Origin of the sequence: Peribacillus frigoritolerans (assembly GCF_040250305.1) — a bacterium.
Lineage (GTDB): Bacteria > Bacillota > Bacilli > Bacillales > DSM-1321 > Peribacillus.
In genome coordinates this window covers 4,390,404-4,408,433 of sequence record NZ_CP158190.1, presented here as the reverse complement: position 1 = coordinate 4,408,433, position 18,030 = coordinate 4,390,404, and the positions used below count along the sequence as shown (strand labels likewise).

At 42.7% G+C, this 18,030-nt stretch carries 15 protein-coding genes and 3 other annotated features; of the genes, 11 read left to right on the top strand and 4 right to left on the bottom strand.

The features are described from left to right. Positions 1-3 precede the first annotated feature (3 nt). The 6 genes from ABOA58_RS21560 to ABOA58_RS21535 all read left to right on the top strand — a co-directional run bounded on the left by ABOA58_RS21560 (position 4) and on the right by ABOA58_RS21535 (position 6,380). Entirely contained in the window at positions 4-702 is a 699-nt protein-coding gene (locus ABOA58_RS21560; protein ID WP_350299952.1) for a CoA transferase subunit A, read from the top strand. Further along, positions 687-1,349, top strand: a complete 663-nt coding sequence (locus ABOA58_RS21555; RefSeq protein WP_350299951.1) for a 3-oxoacid CoA-transferase subunit B — start codon at positions 687-689, stop codon at positions 1,347-1,349. The genes ABOA58_RS21560 and ABOA58_RS21555 overlap by 16 nt, the downstream gene beginning before the upstream one ends. A gap of 18 nt (positions 1,350-1,367) precedes the next feature. Next, positions 1,368-2,549 carry a thiolase family protein gene (locus tag ABOA58_RS21550; protein ID WP_350299950.1) on the top strand — a complete coding sequence of 394 codons (1,182 nt, stop codon included), beginning with the start codon at positions 1,368-1,370 and terminating at the stop codon, positions 2,547-2,549. 11 nt (positions 2,550-2,560) lie between these two features. After that, positions 2,561-3,886, top strand: coding sequence for a peptidase (locus ABOA58_RS21545; RefSeq protein ID WP_350299949.1), 1,326 nt, complete (start codon positions 2,561-2,563; stop codon positions 3,884-3,886). Between the two features lie 104 nt (positions 3,887-3,990). Beyond that, entirely contained in the window at positions 3,991-5,448 is a 1,458-nt protein-coding gene (locus tag ABOA58_RS21540; RefSeq protein ID WP_350302933.1) for an amino acid permease, read from the top strand. A gap of 329 nt (positions 5,449-5,777) precedes the next feature. Continuing rightward, complete coding sequence (locus ABOA58_RS21535) at positions 5,778-6,380, top strand: DUF7010 family protein (protein WP_350299948.1); 603 nt, start codon at positions 5,778-5,780, stop codon at positions 6,378-6,380. 42 nt (positions 6,381-6,422) lie between these two features. Here the strand turns inward: ABOA58_RS21535 and ABOA58_RS21530 are convergent, their stop codons facing one another. Then, positions 6,423-6,698: a hypothetical protein gene (locus tag ABOA58_RS21530; protein WP_350299947.1), complete on the bottom strand. Its 276-nt coding sequence runs from the start codon at positions 6,696-6,698 to the stop codon at positions 6,423-6,425. Between the two features lie 121 nt (positions 6,699-6,819). Continuing rightward, positions 6,820-7,041, top strand: a binding site (T-box leader). A gap of 29 nt (positions 7,042-7,070) precedes the next feature. Further along, positions 7,071-7,292, top strand: a binding site (T-box leader). Between the two features lie 31 nt (positions 7,293-7,323). Continuing rightward, positions 7,324-7,545 (top strand) — a binding site (T-box leader). A gap of 60 nt (positions 7,546-7,605) precedes the next feature. Between ABOA58_RS21530 and thrS the strand changes: the two genes are divergently transcribed. After that, positions 7,606-9,513: a threonine--tRNA ligase gene (thrS, locus tag ABOA58_RS21525; protein WP_434547799.1), complete on the top strand. Its 1,908-nt coding sequence runs from the start codon at positions 7,606-7,608 to the stop codon at positions 9,511-9,513. A gap of 178 nt (positions 9,514-9,691) precedes the next feature. Here the strand turns inward: thrS and ABOA58_RS21520 are convergent, their stop codons facing one another. Both ABOA58_RS21520 and ABOA58_RS21515 read right to left on the bottom strand, forming a co-directional pair. Next, positions 9,692-10,252, bottom strand: a complete 561-nt coding sequence (locus ABOA58_RS21520; RefSeq protein ID WP_350299945.1) for a hypothetical protein — start codon at positions 10,250-10,252, stop codon at positions 9,692-9,694. A gap of 150 nt (positions 10,253-10,402) precedes the next feature. Next, positions 10,403-11,029, bottom strand: a complete 627-nt coding sequence (locus ABOA58_RS21515; RefSeq protein WP_350299944.1) for a LysE family transporter — start codon at positions 11,027-11,029, stop codon at positions 10,403-10,405. A gap of 259 nt (positions 11,030-11,288) precedes the next feature. On the opposite strand from ABOA58_RS21515, the gene asnA reads away from it, so the two are divergent. The 4 genes from asnA to ABOA58_RS21495 all read left to right on the top strand — a co-directional run bounded on the left by asnA (position 11,289) and on the right by ABOA58_RS21495 (position 16,212). Further along, positions 11,289-12,284, top strand: a complete 996-nt coding sequence (asnA, locus tag ABOA58_RS21510) for an aspartate--ammonia ligase (RefSeq protein WP_434547798.1) — start codon at positions 11,289-11,291, stop codon at positions 12,282-12,284. A 397-nt stretch (positions 12,285-12,681) separates the two neighbouring features. Next, positions 12,682-13,914: an MFS transporter gene (locus ABOA58_RS21505; protein WP_350299942.1), complete on the top strand. Its 1,233-nt coding sequence runs from the start codon at positions 12,682-12,684 to the stop codon at positions 13,912-13,914. A gap of 144 nt (positions 13,915-14,058) precedes the next feature. Beyond that, positions 14,059-14,691, top strand: coding sequence for a LysE family transporter (locus ABOA58_RS21500; protein ID WP_350299941.1), 633 nt, complete (start codon positions 14,059-14,061; stop codon positions 14,689-14,691). A gap of 183 nt (positions 14,692-14,874) precedes the next feature. Then, positions 14,875-16,212, top strand: coding sequence for an amino acid permease (locus ABOA58_RS21495; RefSeq protein WP_350302932.1), 1,338 nt, complete (start codon positions 14,875-14,877; stop codon positions 16,210-16,212). Between the two features lie 58 nt (positions 16,213-16,270). Here the strand turns inward: ABOA58_RS21495 and ABOA58_RS21490 are convergent, their stop codons facing one another. Beyond that, complete coding sequence (locus tag ABOA58_RS21490) at positions 16,271-17,944, bottom strand: ribonuclease J (protein ID WP_350299940.1); 1,674 nt, start codon at positions 17,942-17,944, stop codon at positions 16,271-16,273. Between the last annotated feature and the right edge of the window lie 86 nt (positions 17,945-18,030).

Below are 18,030 nucleotides of genomic sequence, written 5' to 3'. Positions count from 1 at the left end.
GGTATGAAGCAGGTCATTACGAAGAAAAACAAAATTGTGACCATGGAAGAAGCGCTGGAGCATATTTCCGATGGATGCACACTCATGTATGGCGGATTTGGAGGAGTGGGGACTCCTCCGACGCTTGTACAGGGTATCCTTGACAAGGGCGTTAAGGAATTGACCTTGATTGGCAATGATACTGGATTCCCTGATATCGGCATTGGCCGGCTTGTGACTGCTGAAAGGGCAAAGAAAGTGATTGCCTCGCATATCGGATCCAATCCTAATGCCGGCAAGCTCATGACTGAAGGAAAGCTGCAAGTCGAATTTTCACCGCAGGGTACATTAGCCGAACGGATTCGTGCCGGCGGTGTAGGCTTAGGCGGGATTTTTGTCGATGTCGGGATTGGTACGATAGCCGAAGAAGGCAAGGACAAGATTGTGATAGAAGGAAAAGAATATTTGGTGGAAACCGCTTTGACGGCTGAGGTCAGCATCGTCCATGCCAAAAAGGCCGACTCAATTGGGAATTTAGTGTACGACAAGACTGCATGTAATTTCAATCCGCTGGTAGCGATGGCAGGGGCCTTCACGATTGCGGAAGTGGAGGAAATCGTTCCTGCAGGCGAATTGGATCCGGAATGTATTGCCACACCAGGCATTTATGTAGATATGGTGATTCCGACAAAAGGGGTGAATTGGAAATGGGCATGGCAGTAGATGTACGAAATCGCATCGCGAAACGCGCCGCCAAGGAAATCCATGACGGATTGATCGTCAATTTAGGCATCGGCATCCCTACCTTGGTGGCGGACCATATACCTCAAGATATCTCTGTGCTGTTCCATGCGGAAAACGGAGTTCTCGGTACCGGTCCAAGTCCGGATCCGGGAAAGGAAGATCCTGCCCTCTGTAACGCGGGTGGTTTCCCGATCACAACTGTAATGGGAGCCTCATATTTTGATAGTGCAACAGCATTTGGAATGATCAGGAAAGGATACATCGACATCACCATCCTTGGAGCCCTGGAAGTGAGTGAAAAAGGGGATTTGGCGAATTGGATCGTCCCAGGGAAGCGGGTGCCGGGGATGGGCGGGGCAATGGAACTTGCCCAGAAAGCCAAAAAGGTGATCGTCCTGATGAATCACGTGAATAAGCAGGGTGAATCGAAGATATTGAAGACTTGTACGCTACCATTGACGGCCAGGCAGAGTGTGAATTTAATCATTACGGATATGGCTGTCATGGAAGTTACATCAGAGGGATTGGTGCTCAAGGAAGTCATGGCGCCATTTACCGTGGATGATGTGCTAAGGAATACGGAGGCAACGTTGAAAATCCATGCTGCTGTCAACACCATTGAATAGGTAAGAGGAGGAAAAAGCATGAATGAGGTTGTCATCGTAGCTGGAGCGCGAACTGCAGTTGGATCCTTTGGCAAATCACTACGGAATGTTAAAGCTATTGAATTGGGTCGTCAAGTATTGCAAGGTTTAATGGATAATTCTGGGTTAGGTAAAGAAAAGGTAAATGAAGTGATATTCGGACATGGCTATGTCCACGGAGGCGGGCTTAACTCGGCCAGAATTTCGTCGCAGATGGCATGTTTCCCACACAGTGTCCCAGGCCATGTTGTAATCAAAGCATGTGGATCAGGTTTAAAGGCCATTACCAACGCCGCTTTAACTATCGCTGCTGGTCAAGAAGACGTAATCATTGCTGGCGGAGTGGAGAGCATGAGCAATGTGCCTTATATCGTGAAAAATAGATGGGGCGGTAAATTTGGAAACGTAACGATGGAGGATGCTCTGCTGGCAGATGGATTAATATGTTCCTTGGGAAATGAGCATATGGGGATAACTGCCGAGCGCTTGGCTGAAAAATACGGTATCCGCCGTGAAGAACAGGATCAATTTGCTTATCAAAGCCACAAGAAGGCTTGGAAAGCTATAGTAGAAGGTCGCTTTGATAGAGAAATTATTTCGCTTAAAATCAAGGATCGAAAAGGACTTCAAATCTTCAACCATGACGAAGGGGTACGCGAGGACATTCATCTAGATCAACTAGCCAGTCTCCCAGCAGTATTCAAAAATGAAGGAACCATTACGGCAGGAAATGCCTGTCCTATGAATGATGGAGCTGCAGCTGTACTATTAATGTCCAAACAGCAAGCAGAAGAAAAGGGATTAAAACCGCTCTTGAAAATAAAGGCTTTCGCCAGTGCAGGAGTTGAACCTGGAGTTATGGGGATTGGACCCGTACCAGCGACTCGAAAGGCATTGGCAAAAGCAGGTCTATCGTTAGAGGATATCGGACTGATTGAACTTAATGAAGCCTTTGCTGCCCAAGCACTTGCAGTGATCAAGGAGTTAGATTTGAATCAGGATATTGTCAATGTCAATGGAGGGGCTATTGCACTTGGTCACCCTGTAGGAGCAACAGGTGCAAAATTGACAGTCACACTGATGCATGAAATGTTGCGTTCACAAGTTAAGTACGGAATGGTAACGTTGTGTATGGCAGGTGGAATGGGACTTTCAGTAATCTATGAGAATATGTGTATTTAAGGAGGATAAATGTGCCGGATATAAAAAAACGGATAAACCAATGGATAGAGGATCATCGGGAAGAAGGAACAAACCTATTGCAAAAAATGGTACAAGCCCCGAGTACGCAAGGAAATGAAGCAGGGGCACAAGCCATCGTCGCACAAAAGCTGCAGGAAATGGGTTTGCAAATCGATAGTTGGGAACCTGACGGCGGAGAGCTGAAAAAGCATTCATATTTCTATTCTCCACGCAGAGAATTTTCCAACAGCCCCAATGTGGTAGGTATCATGAAAGGGACTGGAGGCGGACGTTCCATCATTTTGAACGGACACATCGATGTGGTCCCGGATGGAGACCGGGATCAGTGGGACGACGACCCATATAGCGGAGCGATTAAGAATGGAAGAATGTTTGGACGCGGAGTAACCGATATGAAGGGTGGAAATGTATCGCTGATCCTTGCGATGCAGGCATTGAAGGAAAATGGCATCCAATTAAAGGGAGATGTCATATTTCAAAGTGTGATTGAAGAAGAAAGCGGCGGAGCCGGAACATTAGCGGCCGTCCTGAGGGGATATAAAGCCGATGCCGCCCTGATACCTGAACCGACGAATATGAGGATCTTTCCGAAACAGCAGGGTTCGATGTGGTTCCGGATCCATGTAAAAGGACGGTCAGCACATGGCGGAACAAGGTATGAAGGCGTTAGTGCGATTGAAAAAAGCATGGCTGTCATCAATCATATCCGTGCCTTGGAAGACAAGCGAAATGCACGTATCAGTGATCCGCTTTATCAGAACACGCCTATTCCGATTCCTATCAATCTAGGTGTCATTGAAGGCGGCAATTGGCCGTCATCCGTCCCCGACCTTGTGAAAATCGAAGGAAGGATGGGCGTTGCGCCGGAGGAAACGATGGAGCAGGCGAAAGACGAAATGGCTGCCTGGTTATTGCAGCTGGGGGAAGTGGACCAATGGTTCAAGGAAAACCCACCAGTATTGGAATGGTTCGGGGCACGCTGGGTTCCGGGAGCAATCGACGTAGAGCATGAATTGATGAATGCGCTTGTTCATCAATATCGGCAAGTGGCCGGACAGGACCCTGTCATTGAAGCATCTCCTTGGGGAACGGATGGGGGATTGCTGACACATGTAGGTGAAACGCCTGCAATCGTGTTCGGGCCAGGAGTAACCGAGGTTGCCCACTATCCAAATGAATACATCCTGCTCGACAACGTGTTCTCCACAGCCGAGATCATTGCCCTTACTTTAATTCAATGGTGTGGAATGGAGACTGAGCAGGATGGTGTCACCCAATCCGGGAATAGGGAGACGATACCAGGCAATGGCAATTAAACTGGATAGTAACCCAGCAAGTAAAGCACAAAGCGGTTGTTAAAAACTCTTATATTTCTTGAACTTTTAACTATAAAAGAAAATGAGGTAGGAACCATATGGATATGAATCTCATTGATAATCAAGAACCGACAGTTAAAAGGCAACTGAAAGCAAGGCATATGACCATGATTGCCATTGGCGGTTCAATAGGAACCGGATTATTCCTGGCAAGCGGGGCAACCATCCAGAGTGCAGGACCTGGTGGTGCCCTGGCTGCATATGCCTGCATTGGAATCATGGTTTATTTCTTGATGACGAGCTTAGGGGAAATGGCGACTTATATGCCTGTGTCGGGATCATTTTCCACCTACGCCACACGCTTTGTTGATCCCGCATTCGGCTTTGCACTTGGCTGGAATTATTGGTTTAACTGGGCAGTCACCCTTGCCGTGGAAATAGCTGCAGCAGCCATCATCATGAAATTTTGGCTCCCTGATGTACCCAGCCTTATATGGAGCGCATTGTTTCTTGGAATCGTCTTCACCCTCAACGCCCTATCCATTAAAAGCTATGGTGAATCTGAATATTGGTTTGCACTAATAAAAGTCATCGCCATCATTTTCTTTATCATTATTGGTCTATTGACCATATTGGGGGTTTTTGGCGGAAAGGTGATCGGATTTGAAAACTTCACCATGGATGAGGCACCATTCAAGGGAGGATTTTTATCGATCATCTCAATCTTTCTAATCGCGGGATTTTCTTTTCAAGGAACTGAACTTGTTGGTATTGCTGCCGGAGAAAGTGAAGAACCCGAAAAAAATGTTCCGAATGCGATCCGCCAAGTATTTTGGCGCATCCTCTTATTTTACATCGGGGCCATCCTGATACTCGGCCTCTTAATACCTTATACGAGTCCAAGTTTGTTGAACGGAGATGTCGAAAACATTTCTGTAAGCCCTTTCACGCTTGTCTTTGAACGGGCAGGACTGGCATTCGCGGCATCCGTCATGAATGCGGTCGTGTTAACCTCCTTACTATCCGCAGGGAACTCGGGGCTATATGCATCAACGCGGATGTTATGGTCGATGGCAAAAGATAAACAAGCTCCCAAATTCCTGGCTAAAGTCAACCGCAGGGGAATCCCGATGAATGCTTTGATCATGACATCCTTAATTGGAGGACTCGCCTTCTTGACCTCCATTTTCGGGGACCATGTATTTACATGGCTATTGAATGCATCCGGGCTGACCGGCTTCATCGCCTGGATTGGAATCGCCATAAGCCATTATCGCTTTAGACGTGCCTATGTTGCACAGGGTGGTGACCTAAACGAACTGAAATATAAAGCAAAATGGTTTCCATTCGGTCCGATTCTTTCATTCACCCTTTGCATGCTCGTCATAGCAGGACAGAACTATGGAGCATTCCTAAGCGGCAGCATCGACTGGTATGGCGTCGCCGTCTCCTATATCGGATTACCGATATTCCTGGTAGTCTGGTTAGGATACAAGATTTATCACAAGACCAAATTAATATCATTAAAAGATTGTCAATTCGATAAATCAGATGTGGCTTGATATCAATGGAAAAAACCTGAGACCCCTTTGGGGACTCAGGTTTTTTTATGGGGATTTGTATCGAAATCCAGTTATATCTGCGAAAATCGGAATATATCTGCGAAAATCGGAATATATCTGCGAAAATCGGAATATATCTGCGAAAATCGGAATATATCTGCGAAAATCCAGTTATATCTGCGAAAATCGGAATATATCTGCGAAAATCGAATTATATCTCCGAAACGGCAATTATCCATCTTAAATCATTTTTTTGCAGCTGAATAATTGGGAAGGGTGCGCAATACTATTATTCTATGTATGATAATACTTTGGATGAAAGGAAACTGATGATGAAAGAGGCGTTTCGCGGTTCTGGAATTGGAGTCATTTTCATGGCGTTCTTCGGTACAATGTGGGCAGGTACCGGTGTAATGGGATTGCAGGGGTGGGGGTTTCCCTACGTGGAACTCGCAGCCATATTGATCGGAATCATAATGGTTATCGGAGGCATATCATTAATTCATGCATCACAAAAAATGTCCAATCAAGTTTCAGAAAATGGGGCTAGGCGGCTGAGGCGTATCGGATTTTTGTTTAATATGGTCTTCATTGCCGAAGGTTTGCTGATTGGGATTGCCATTGCCATCTGTAACTTGATAAATCAGATTGATCTTATACCGGGAATCATCGCCATTATTGTTGGGATTCATTTTTTACCTTTGGCGTCACTTTTCCAAATCAAGATCTACTATGCAACAGGAGTGCTTCTCTGTTTATTGGCGCTGATCACATTGCTTATTGTGCCAGACACCGTCATGTTGAGGGAGCATCAAATCCTTGCACCGATATCATTGCTCGGCTTCGGATGTGCGCTAATTCTCTGGACCACTGCACTTACGCTATGGCTTGGAATAAAGAATTCAAGGCGAACGATAGCCGATGAAGATTGAACTCATCAAAAAACCCGTCATGATGAACGGGTTTCATTTCGATTAATTTTTCATCCAGGTCAAGAGCCTGACAATTTGAAATGGCTCATTCCAAACGAGAATGAAACTTAAAAGAAAGAATGCAGCCACAGCCAAAAACTTAGTCTTTCCTTGTTCATTGATAAACATGGCCCCGAAACTGCAAAACATACCAATAAGTAACGCACCGAATCCTGAAATCATAAGCAGCTCGGAGGCTTTTGGTAAAGCAAGGGAACAGCAAAATGCTAGTGTACCAATCACGGCAAATACGATAGACCAATTGCTTAAACTTTTCATAGAGACTCCTTTTTTACTAATTATACCAATTTAGTGTTTATAATAAAATAAATAAATTTGAGGTTGTCACTTATGGGAATATATTGTAATATATATAACAATATAAAAATCCATTTACATTTTAGAAGCATTGATAAGGATATGAATCATTTTTACGGTCTGCAGAGAGGGAAGGGCAGCTGCGAACTTCCTGGCTTAGGAAACTGATTTACCGCCTTTGAGCTATATCGGTGAACAAGAGTAACTGATATCGTCTAAGCTGCGTTACAAGCTCCAGAGCCATGAGTGTTTTCTTGCTTATGGGAAATTGGGTGGAATCACGGGTAACGCACTCGTCCCTTACTTAGGGATGGGTGCGTTTTTTATTATTATAATATTGCCATGATAAGGACATGAATCATTTTTACGGCCTTCAGACAGGGAAGGATAGCTGCGAACTTCCTGGCTTAGGAAACTGATTTACCGCCTTTGAGCTATATCGGTGAAAGAGAGTAACTGATATCGTCTAAGCTGCGTTACAAGCTCCAGAGCCATGAGTGTTTCTTGCTTATGGGAAATTGGGTGGAACCACGGGTAAACGCACTCGTCCCTTATATAGGGATGGGTGCGTTTTTTTATATATAAAAATATTGCGATGATGAGGACATGAATCATTTTTACGGCCTGCAGAGAGGGAAGGGTAGCTGCGAACTTCCTGGCTTAGGAAACTGATTTACCGCCTTTGAGCTATATCGGTGAACAAAAGTAACTGATATCGTCTAAGCTGCGTTACAAGCTCCAGAGCCATGAGTGTTTTTTGCTTATGGGAAAATGGGTGGAACCACGGGTAAACGCACTCGTCCCTTGCATAGGGATGTGTGCGTTTTTTTATTATTAAAAAAGGAGTGTTTATGTGATGGGTGAAAAAATGATTAAAGTTCAATTTCCGGATGGGCAGAAAAGGGAATATCCGCAAGGGGTGACAGTGGAAAGTGTGGCAGGGTCTATCAGCTCAAGTTTAAGGAAAAAGGCAGTAGCAGGAAAACTGGATAAGCAACTGGTTGATCTAAGTCACAAGCTTAATAAGGATGCCGAACTGTCGATCTTGACTCTGGATTCGGATGAAGGATTACAAGTATTACGACATACATCGGCACATGTTTTGGCGCAGGCTGTGAAAAGGTTATACCAAAACGTGGAATTAGGGATGGGGCCAGTCGTGGAAGATGGTTTTTACTATGATTTTAAGTTAGACCATCCTTTGAGTTCAGAAGATCTACAAGCCATTGAAAAAGAGATGGAGCATATCATAAGTGAAAATCTGGAAATTAAAAGGATCGAAGTGACTTATGAAGAAGCTGTGAAGTTATTCGAGGACAGAGGGGAGTCATTCAAGTTGGATATAGCAAAGAACATCCCTAATGGTGAAAAATTAACGCTCTATCAACAAGGGGAGTTCATCGATCTTTGCAGAGGGCCGCACCTTCCATCCACATCATTTGTAAAATCGTTCAAATTGACTCGTGTATCTGGTGCCTATTGGCGGGGAGACAATCAAAATGAAGTTCTTCAAAGGGTATATGGCGTGGCTTTCCGAAAGAAAAAAGATTTACAGGAGCATTTTGAATTTCTGGAAGAAGCGGCTAAACGCGATCACCGTAAATTAGGGAAGCAGTTGGAGTTATTCATGTTTTCGGAGGAAGCCCCTGGAATGCCGTTTTATTTACCGAAAGGACAAATCGTTAGAAATGAATTGGAGAAGTTCTCGCGGGAGCTTCAGACTGAGGCTGATTACGACGAAGTTCGGACTCCTTTCATGATGAACCAGCGCTTATGGGAACAATCGGGTCACTGGGATCATTACCATGAGAATATGTACTTTACAGAGGTGGATCAAACAAAATTTGCGATGAAGCCAATGAACTGTCCGGGTCATATGCTTATTTTCAAAAACAGTCTTTATTCTTACAGGGATTTACCGATCCGGATGGCCGAATTCGGTCAAGTCCACCGTCATGAATATAGCGGTGCATTGAACGGGATGCTGCGTGTCCGTACATTTTGCCAGGATGATGCCCACATCTATGTTCGGCAGGATCAAATCGAAAGTGAAATTAAACAAGTGTTTCATCTGATTGATAAGGTGTATCGCACTTTTGGATTCGAGTATTCCGTGGAGCTCTCGACTCGTCCAGAGGATTCAATGGGAGATGATTCCCTTTGGGAAGCTTCTGAAACAGCCTTGAAAAATGTACTGGAAAGCATCGGGATACATTATCAAGTTAATGAAGGGGACGGGGCATTTTATGGACCGAAAATTGATTTTCATATTAAAGATGCATTAAAACGAAGCCATCAATGTGCAACAATCCAGCTTGATTTTCAAATGCCCGACAAATTTGATCTGACTTACATCGATGAAAATAATGAAAAAGTACGTCCGGTCGTCATTCATCGTGCCATTTTTGGATCGATCGATCGTTTTTTTGGAATTCTGATAGAACATTTTGCCGGTGCTTTTCCGGTATGGCTCGCCCCGGTGCAAGTACAGATCATCCCTGTCTCACAGGTTCATTTGAATTATTGTTTAAAGGTTCAAAAAGAACTGAAGAATCAAGGCATAAGAGTGAAAATTGATGATCGGAATGAAAAGCTGGGGTATAAAGTCAGGGAAGCACAGATGGGGAAAATCCCATATATGCTGGTTCTTGGAGATAAAGAAGAGGAAGAAAATCAAGTGAATGTCCGGAAATACGGGGAACAAGAATTTGAAAATGTCGCAATAGAAACGTTCATCAAGAAAATGGTTCAGCAAATAAAAGAACGCAGCATCTAATAAAAAAGCAGCTTAATCCGGAATTCACGAGTAAAAACGCAAAACTCACGAGTAAAAGTGCAAAACTCACGAGTAAATTACAAAATTCACGAGTAAAAGCATGAAATTCACGAGTAAATGCCCCTTGGATTATGTTTTTATAAAAAGAGACAGCCGAAATAGCTCGGCTGCCTTTTTTCTATCTACAAATCCATACCCAGCCAACGCCCGGAATGAACTGTTGGAAACAGTTACCGCCCGGTCCGCCTTGACCGCCACCTTGACCGCCACCTTGACCGCCACCTTGACCGCCGCCTTGACCGCCACCCTGGCCGCCACCTTGACCGCCGCCTTGACCGCCGCCTTGACCGCCGCCTTGACCGCCACCTTGACCGCCGCCTTGGCCGCCGCCACCGACAGGGCAGGTTAATCCTAGGTATTGCAATCCGACTATATCTGTACGATGAACCTCATTTGGGATGCCACCTTCTAGTATCTGTACCATACCAGTGGCAGTATTGAGGCCCATCAAAATAAAGGTATGCTGGCTGTTACCCCAAAATGCTCTGAAACAATGACCTTGTCGGCCTGCGTTCAAATGGCTCTGAATAGTGGCTTCTGGAACCAGTGTTTGTACTGGCAGTCTGTTATCATAATAAGGCAAATCGGCATAAGAATTATCGTAATAATATGGATCATTATAATATGGATCATTATAATATGGATCATTATAAGAGTAATAACCGTAATTATTATACATTCAAGAAATCCTCCCTTTTTGTTTACCCTTTCAGGCTATGAACAAAGGGGGATAAGTGTCCGACATGGACAAAGATGGATACTAAAATGGGCAGCCTATTTTTATAATTTAAACGAATTTACGAGTAAACTCTTACATTTCCTAAACTCTTTATGTAAATAAAACCTTGGCTGCTTGGATGGCAAAGTAAATGCCAATCCCTATAAGGGATATTCCTGAAATGATCGAGATGCCCATTAAAATGGGTTTGGATAAAAAGCGTCTAAAGGTGCTGGCGATGATGGCCATAGCGAAATCCCAGGTTAAGAGGCCGACAAGGATACCTGAACTGTATAAAAGTAATTGTTCCATATCATATTTTGAAGCGGAGTTTGCGAGAATGGATCCATAAATCCCAAGCCAAAACAAAATGGATAAAGGATTCGAAAGGGACATGATGAATCCTGTCAGGAATGAAGAAAGAAGGGAATCTTTCGCTTTTCGTGCATTCACTTCAATCTTACCTGCACTTAACAGACTTTCAATTCCGGTATAGGTCAGGACGAAAAATCCAAAAAGCCATAAAAATGTCTTCATGAAAGAGTTGTCCAAAAAGTGGACGACACCGAAAAAGACGAGGGCTATAAATACAAAATCCGCTAAAATGGCACCCCAGCCAAAAACCCAGGCATGCCAAAAACCCTTCTTGATTCCTTTGTCCAATTGAGCAGCATTTATGGGACCGATAGGAGCCGCCAGTGATAAGCCTAATAATACATAGCTGAAAAAAACACCCAATTCATCACCTCATCGTTTGTTACATCTTCACTTATTTGAATGTATTCAGACAATTGGACTTGTACCACATTTTTGACCCTTTTTTTGAGGTGATAATTGTCCGGATTGGTGCTTATGGATGTACCTAGTCGTGACATGGGGGTTTTGTAACAACACAGAAAACTCCTTCATAATGTAATTTAGTCAAATGGAAAGACGCCAATTTTAATGCATGCGCTATTCAAAGCGGAATTGGAGGATAATTATGCCTGAATTATCGATGCCGAATAAATACAAAACAATTCTTGATATCATGCATACGGATATTGCGATAAATGAAATTAAGGGTCATTTTGAAGAAGGAATTTCAAATGCGTTAAACCTGATTAAAGTATCAGCACCTATCATTTTAAATGAAGGTAATGGTATAAATGACAATTTAAATGGTGTGGAGCGGGTTCTTACCTTTGAAGCTCTGGATATTAAGAATAAACAAATAGAAGTGGTTCAATCTTTGGCAAAGTGGAAAAGAATCACTCTTTCTAGGTATGGTTTGGCGTGTGATGAAGGCATTTACACAAATATGAATGCGATAAGACGTGATGAAAAACTGGATCATTTACACTCGTTATTTGTGGATCAATGGGACTGGGAGAAAGTCATAACGAAAGAACAACGTAACGTAGATACATTAAAATCTGAAGTGGAAAAAATATATAGAGCCATTAAATCGACCGAACGTTATATGTTTGAATTCCATCATCTGCTTAAGCCTGTGTTACCTGATGACATTCACTTCATTACGACCCAGGAGTTGGAGGATTTATACCCGAATCTGACTTCGAAGGAAAGAGAGAATGTGGCAGCGAAGAAATATGGTGCAATTTTCATCATGAAAATTGGCGGAGAGTTACAATCGGGGGAAAAGCATGATGGACGTTCACCGGATTATGATGATTGGGACCTAAATGGAGATATCGTTTTATGGAATCCACTCTTGGAATGTGCTTTTGAAGTTTCTTCAATGGGAATTCGAGTAGATGAAAAGTCACTGTTAAAACAATTAAGATTATCCAAAAACGAAAATCGTAAGGTGCTCAATTATCATAAGGCCGTATTGGAAGGAAAGCTTCCGTATTCAATAGGCGGAGGAATAGGGCAATCCAGATTATGCATGTTTTTGCTAAAGAAAGCACATATTGGCGAGGTTCAGGTTTCGGTATGGAATGACCAAATTTTAAACGACTGTAAAAAGAGGAATATTACTCTTTTATAAAGACGAAAGCGGGATAGCCTTTTTTAAACAGAAATGGAGAGTTTATCGAAAGAGGAGGTTTTTTTATATGGATTAAACCCCTCACTAGATTGAAGAAATTTGCAACACTCCTACCGAATAACTGGCTAGCTGAGATACCAAAGCCGCTAGCTTTGATGAGGTTTGGCAAACTGCTCTTCTTTTAATTTGTCTACAGTCTGACCCATTCTTAAAAAGAATGGGTTTTTTATTTTAACGGTCAAAAGGGGTAATTTTGGGTGAAGCGCAACTGAATAAATCTATCTGAGCTATAACATAATAATTGATGACATCTAATATATGATGCAAAACAAATTGGTTTCACAATGTTTACTTTTTATGCAATAAGTTGCTTTTATAATGGATGAGGAGTGTAAGTATGGAAGGTCATGAGAAGCAAAATAAAGATGTAAGCGTGTGGTGCCTGATCAGTATGGCATCGATTCCATTGGTAATGACACTTGGAAATTCAATGCTTATCCCGGTTTTGCCCATTTTCGAGGAAAAGGTGGGGATATCTTCATTTCAATCAAGCATGGTGATAACAAGCTATTCCGTAGCATCCATTTTTTTAATTCCCATTGCTGGTTATTTATCAGATCGATTTGGACGAAAAATGGTAATCCTGCCCAGTCTGATTCTAGCCCTAATCGGCGGATTGATAGCTGGTTATGCATCATGGAAAATGGAAAATCCCTATACATGGATCATCATTGGGAGGGTATTGCAAGGGATTGGGGCGTCTGGGGCCTCGCCCATCATTTTGCCTCTGGTGGGGGATTTATACAAAGATGATGATGAAAAAACGAGTTCTTGTTTGGGAATCATAGAAACCTCGAATACATTTGGGAAAGTACTTAGTCCAATATTAGGTTCCCTGTTTGCTGCATTTATCTGGTTTTTACCATTCTTCTCGATTTCATTCTTCAGTTTAATATCTATTGTTTTAGTCTTTTTCTTTATAAAGGTACCAAAGGAGAAGGATGAGCCGAAGAAATTCAAAGATTTCTGGCATGATACGAAAAAAATATTCAAGAAGGAAGGAAAATGGTTATATACGGTTTTCCTGATTGGTGTCTTTGTCATGTTGGTTTTGTTCGGTGTTCTTTTCTTTTTGTCTGATAATCTGGAAAAAATCCATGATTTGCATGGAATCAAAAAAGGTTTAGTGATAGCGATCCCGCTATTTTTTCTTTGCGTATCTTCTTATGTTGCAGGGAAAAAAATCAAGGGGGAATTACCAATCATGAAAAAGATCATCATGATCAGTTTAGCTGTCCTTTCAATCAGCCTTGTATTTGTCGGTTTTACTAAAAACAGGGTCTTCCTTCTATTGGTAATAACAAGCTTGGTGGGCATAGCAATTGGTGCTTTATTGCCGACACTCGACGCAATCATCACTCAAAATATAGAAAAGGAACAGCGGGGGACGATAACCTCCTTCTACATGTCATCAAGGTTCATCGGCGTTGCGGCAGGCCCTCCGGTCATGTCCCTTGTCATGAAAAATCATATCAATATGACCTATATCATTTCTGGGATCATCGGTATAGGCATCGTATTGATTGTTATGAAATTCATTAGTTCAGACAAAAAAGAAGCTGCTGCCTAATCGGCTTCAATACATCTCAAGAAAGCCGGGCTTTCCCACGGCTTTTTTTTGTGAATTGGGAAATTTTTTTGGCATGTGGTTATAGGGAGAGGGTTGTCACATAAAATGTACAAGTCATGAACTAGCTCGAAGGAGTGATGCTTTTTGAGTGTACATTTACTGCTAAGTTACTTTTTCTTAGGACTTACCCTTGCAGCACCAATCGGTCCGGTGAACTCCGCTCGTATCGATAAAGGAATCAAGAACGGGTTTTGGCATGCCTGGATCGTTGGGGCAGGGTCGATGATCGCAGATGCCTTGTTCATGATTTTAGTGTATGTAGGTATGGTACGGTTTTTAGAAATTCCGGTCGTCCAGATTTTTCTGTGGCTTTTTGGGGGATTCGTGCTTATTTATTCGGGAGTCGAAAGTGTATTACGGGTTAATACGATATTATTAAATGAATACAGGAATAGAGATTCTTTAATTTCCTGTTTTTTGACTGGCTTCATCATGTCTGTGACCAGTCCATTGTCCATTTTATTTTGGTTGGGGATATATGGATCTGTTTTAGCTAAAACAGCTTCAAGTTATGGGACATCACAACTTTTCATTTATAGCGGGATGATCTTTCTTGGTCTTACCTGCTGGGATTTTTTTGTAGCGGCATTAACGAATGGATTTCGCAGGTTCTTAAATGAAAAAAGCTTAATGGGCATTTCGATCATCTCTGGATTATCATTGGTCGGCTTTGGGGTTTATTTTGCTTATCAAGGCATTTCTGCCATCCTATCATAAAGGAGAATGCTTCAGATTAATACATAGGTATTTGAAAACTTCTTCCTTGCATAATTCATTGTGGCATTATCAACACTATGAATGATGGAAGGAGGTAATGTTATGACGACAAAAGCCAATTGCAGTTCAGCGAAAGGAAAGACTGGTCAAGATTCCAATGCATCGGGTGAACAACAGGGCGATATGAAATGGTGGCAGCTCTCATTGGTCGGTGTAGGCTGTACGATCGGGACAGGGTATTTCCTCGGATCGACCATAGGGATTAAAACGACTGGGCCATCCATTGTATTTTCATTTGTATTGGCCGCACTAGGTACCTATATCGTTTATAATCTGCTTGCCAAGATGACGGCTGCCGATCCTCAAGAAGGTTCTTTTTGTTATTATGCTAATAAAGCATTTGGACGATGGGCTGGCTTTAGCTGTGGCTGGAATTATTGGTCCTCCAATATATTGATCATGGGAAGCCAGCTTACTGCGCTTTCGCTATTATCTCAATTTTGGTTCCCGAAAGTGCCGCTTTGGCTATTTGCATCCGGTTTTGCCATTGTTTCAATCGTGGTGGTATTGCTGGGAACAAAAGGGTTCGACAGGGTGGAAAATATCCTTGCTGTAATTAAGACAGCAGCAATCGTAATGTTTATCATTATTGCAATATGTGCCGTTTTCGGCTGGTTTGGTCTTGATGGAGCGAAACCGCCATCCTTTCCGAATACGTTCGATGAATTATTCCCAAAAGGGCTAAAAGGGTTTTGGACATCACTTATCTATGCTTTTTATGCGTTTGGCGGCATTGAGGTCATCGGACTGATGGCGATGCAGCTTAAAAAGAAAGAAGATGCGCCAAAGGCAGGAACAATCATGCTCTTGGTTCTTACCATCATATATGTGGTTTCATTAGGGTTAGCCGTAACCATGATTTCGTTAGGGGCATTCAGTGAAAAAGAAAGTCCATTCGTTTCGGCATTGGACAGTTATCATCTGACATTTTTCCCGCACGTTTTTAATGGTGCGATCATCATTGCCGGTTTCTCGACGATGACCGCTTCACTATTTGGTGTAACCAATCTATTGGTAACGCTCTCCAATGACGGGAACGCACCCTCATTATTCATGCAAAAGATCAAGAAATTCAAGGACCTTCCACTTCCTTCACTGGGTCTTGGAGCCTTAGGACTTTTAGGGTCAATAATAACTGCCTTGCTCCTGCCAGGCAAGATTTATGAATACATTACAACATCTGCTGGTATATTGCTTTTGTATAACTGGGCATTCATCATTCTTTCTTCATTCAAAATCTTGGAAAATAAGATTTGGAGTAAGATTACGGCCGTTTTCGGACTTCTTTTAATTTTAGCGGCGGTCAGTGGCACTCTGCTTGAAAAAGAAATACGTCCAGGTTTTTTCATCAGCCTTTTATTCATCGTGATCATCGGTCTTGCCGCCGTTTTCATGAAATTCAAGGTTTGGAATAAGAACAAGGCGATGGCCGCAAAAGCCAGTAAATCAGAACTTGATTGAAAAAAAGGAACTCGACTATACGAAGTCGAGTCCCTTTTTGTGTGCATTTGATTTGGTGCTAAATTTCAATGATGATCGGAAGGATCATTGGTTTTTTCTTAGTTTGAGTAAAGAGATAGTGCCCCAATTCCTTCTTTATGGTTTGTTTGATGATGTTCCAACGGTATATTTTTTCACTTTGTAAGTCGTTGACCGTTTTCGTGACAAGACGATTCACATGTTTAAGGAGGTCCTCGGAATTTTGAACATATACAAATCCACGGGAAATGGTATCGGGTCCTGATACTATTTTTCGTTCCGTCTTGCTTAGTGTTATGACAATTACGAGCATGCCATCTTCGGAAAGCTGCTTACGGTCACGCAGAACGATTTCTCCCACATCACCAACGCCGACACCGTCAACAAAGGTATTGCCGGCAGCCACCTTTCTCGTTTGACAGGCAACGGAGTTTTCAATATCCACCACATCGCCATTACTGATAATGAAAGTATTGCCCTTCTCTACCCCGACAGACTCAGCTAGTAATCGATGCTGGTGCAACATCCGATATTCACCATGAATGGGAATGAAATACTTAGGTTTCATCAGGGTAAGCATGAGCTTCAACTCTTCCTGATAGGCATGTCCGGATACATGCATGCCTGTTACAGTCCCAGAACCGTAAATGACTTTGGCACCAAGTTGAAACAGGTTGTCGATGATTCGTGAAACATCCCGTTCATTTCCGGGTATTGGAGTGGAGGCAAGAATCACTGTATCATCAGGCAATATACTCATATCCCGATAATTTGAACTGGAAAGGCGGGAAAGGGCAGCAAACGGCTCTCCTTGACTTCCTGTACATAAAACCGCGACCCTTTCAGGAGCATAATTATCGACTTCATGTGGTTGGATAAGCATCCCATCAGGTACCTCGAGGTAGCCTCGTTCAATGGCAACGGATACGACGTTCACCATGCTACGTCCTATTAGGGCAAGTTTCCGGTTTGTCTTCTGTGCAGCGTTCACGACTTGTTGAACGCGATTGACATTTGAAGCGAAGGTCGAAAGAATGACTTTCTGTTTTGCCTGCATGAAGGCCTCTTCGATATGGCTGCCAACGAGATGCTCCGAGGGGCTGGACCCGGGACGTTCAGCGTTCGTGCTTTCCGATAATAAAACCAAAACACCTTCACTCCCGATCTTGGCCATTTTATGAATATCGGGATACTGATCATTCATGGGAGTCAAGTCAAACTTAAAGTCCCCTGTATGAACGACCGTGCCTTCTGGCGTACGCATGGTAACCCCTAGGCAATCGGGTATACTATGATTCGTTTTGAAAAAGTCGAGAACCATCTCCCCGAATTCCAATCTTGAATCAGAGTCGATCTGGATTAACTTCGTATCACCCAAAAGGTTATGTTCTTTTAATTTCAATTCAATCAAACCAAGTGTTAATCGTGTGGCATAAATGGGTACATTCAATTTTTTTAAGAAATAGGGGATACCGCCAATATGATCTTCATGACCATGAGTCACAATCAAAGCGTGGATCTTCTCCTTATTCTCCTGAAGAAAGGAGATATCAGGAATGATCAAATCGACTCCTAATAAACTCTCATCAGGAAACTTGGCACCACAGTCAATAATGACGATATCGTTAGAATATTGAACCACATACATGTTTTTACCGATTTCATTCACTCCGCCGAGAGCCAGTATGGATAAAGCTTTCTCTTTCACACTCAAGTAGATAGACCTCCCTTTATTATGATAAGGATAGTGTTTCCTTAGGTCCCATTTATAAAACCAACTCTTTTATAAAATCAGGGGCA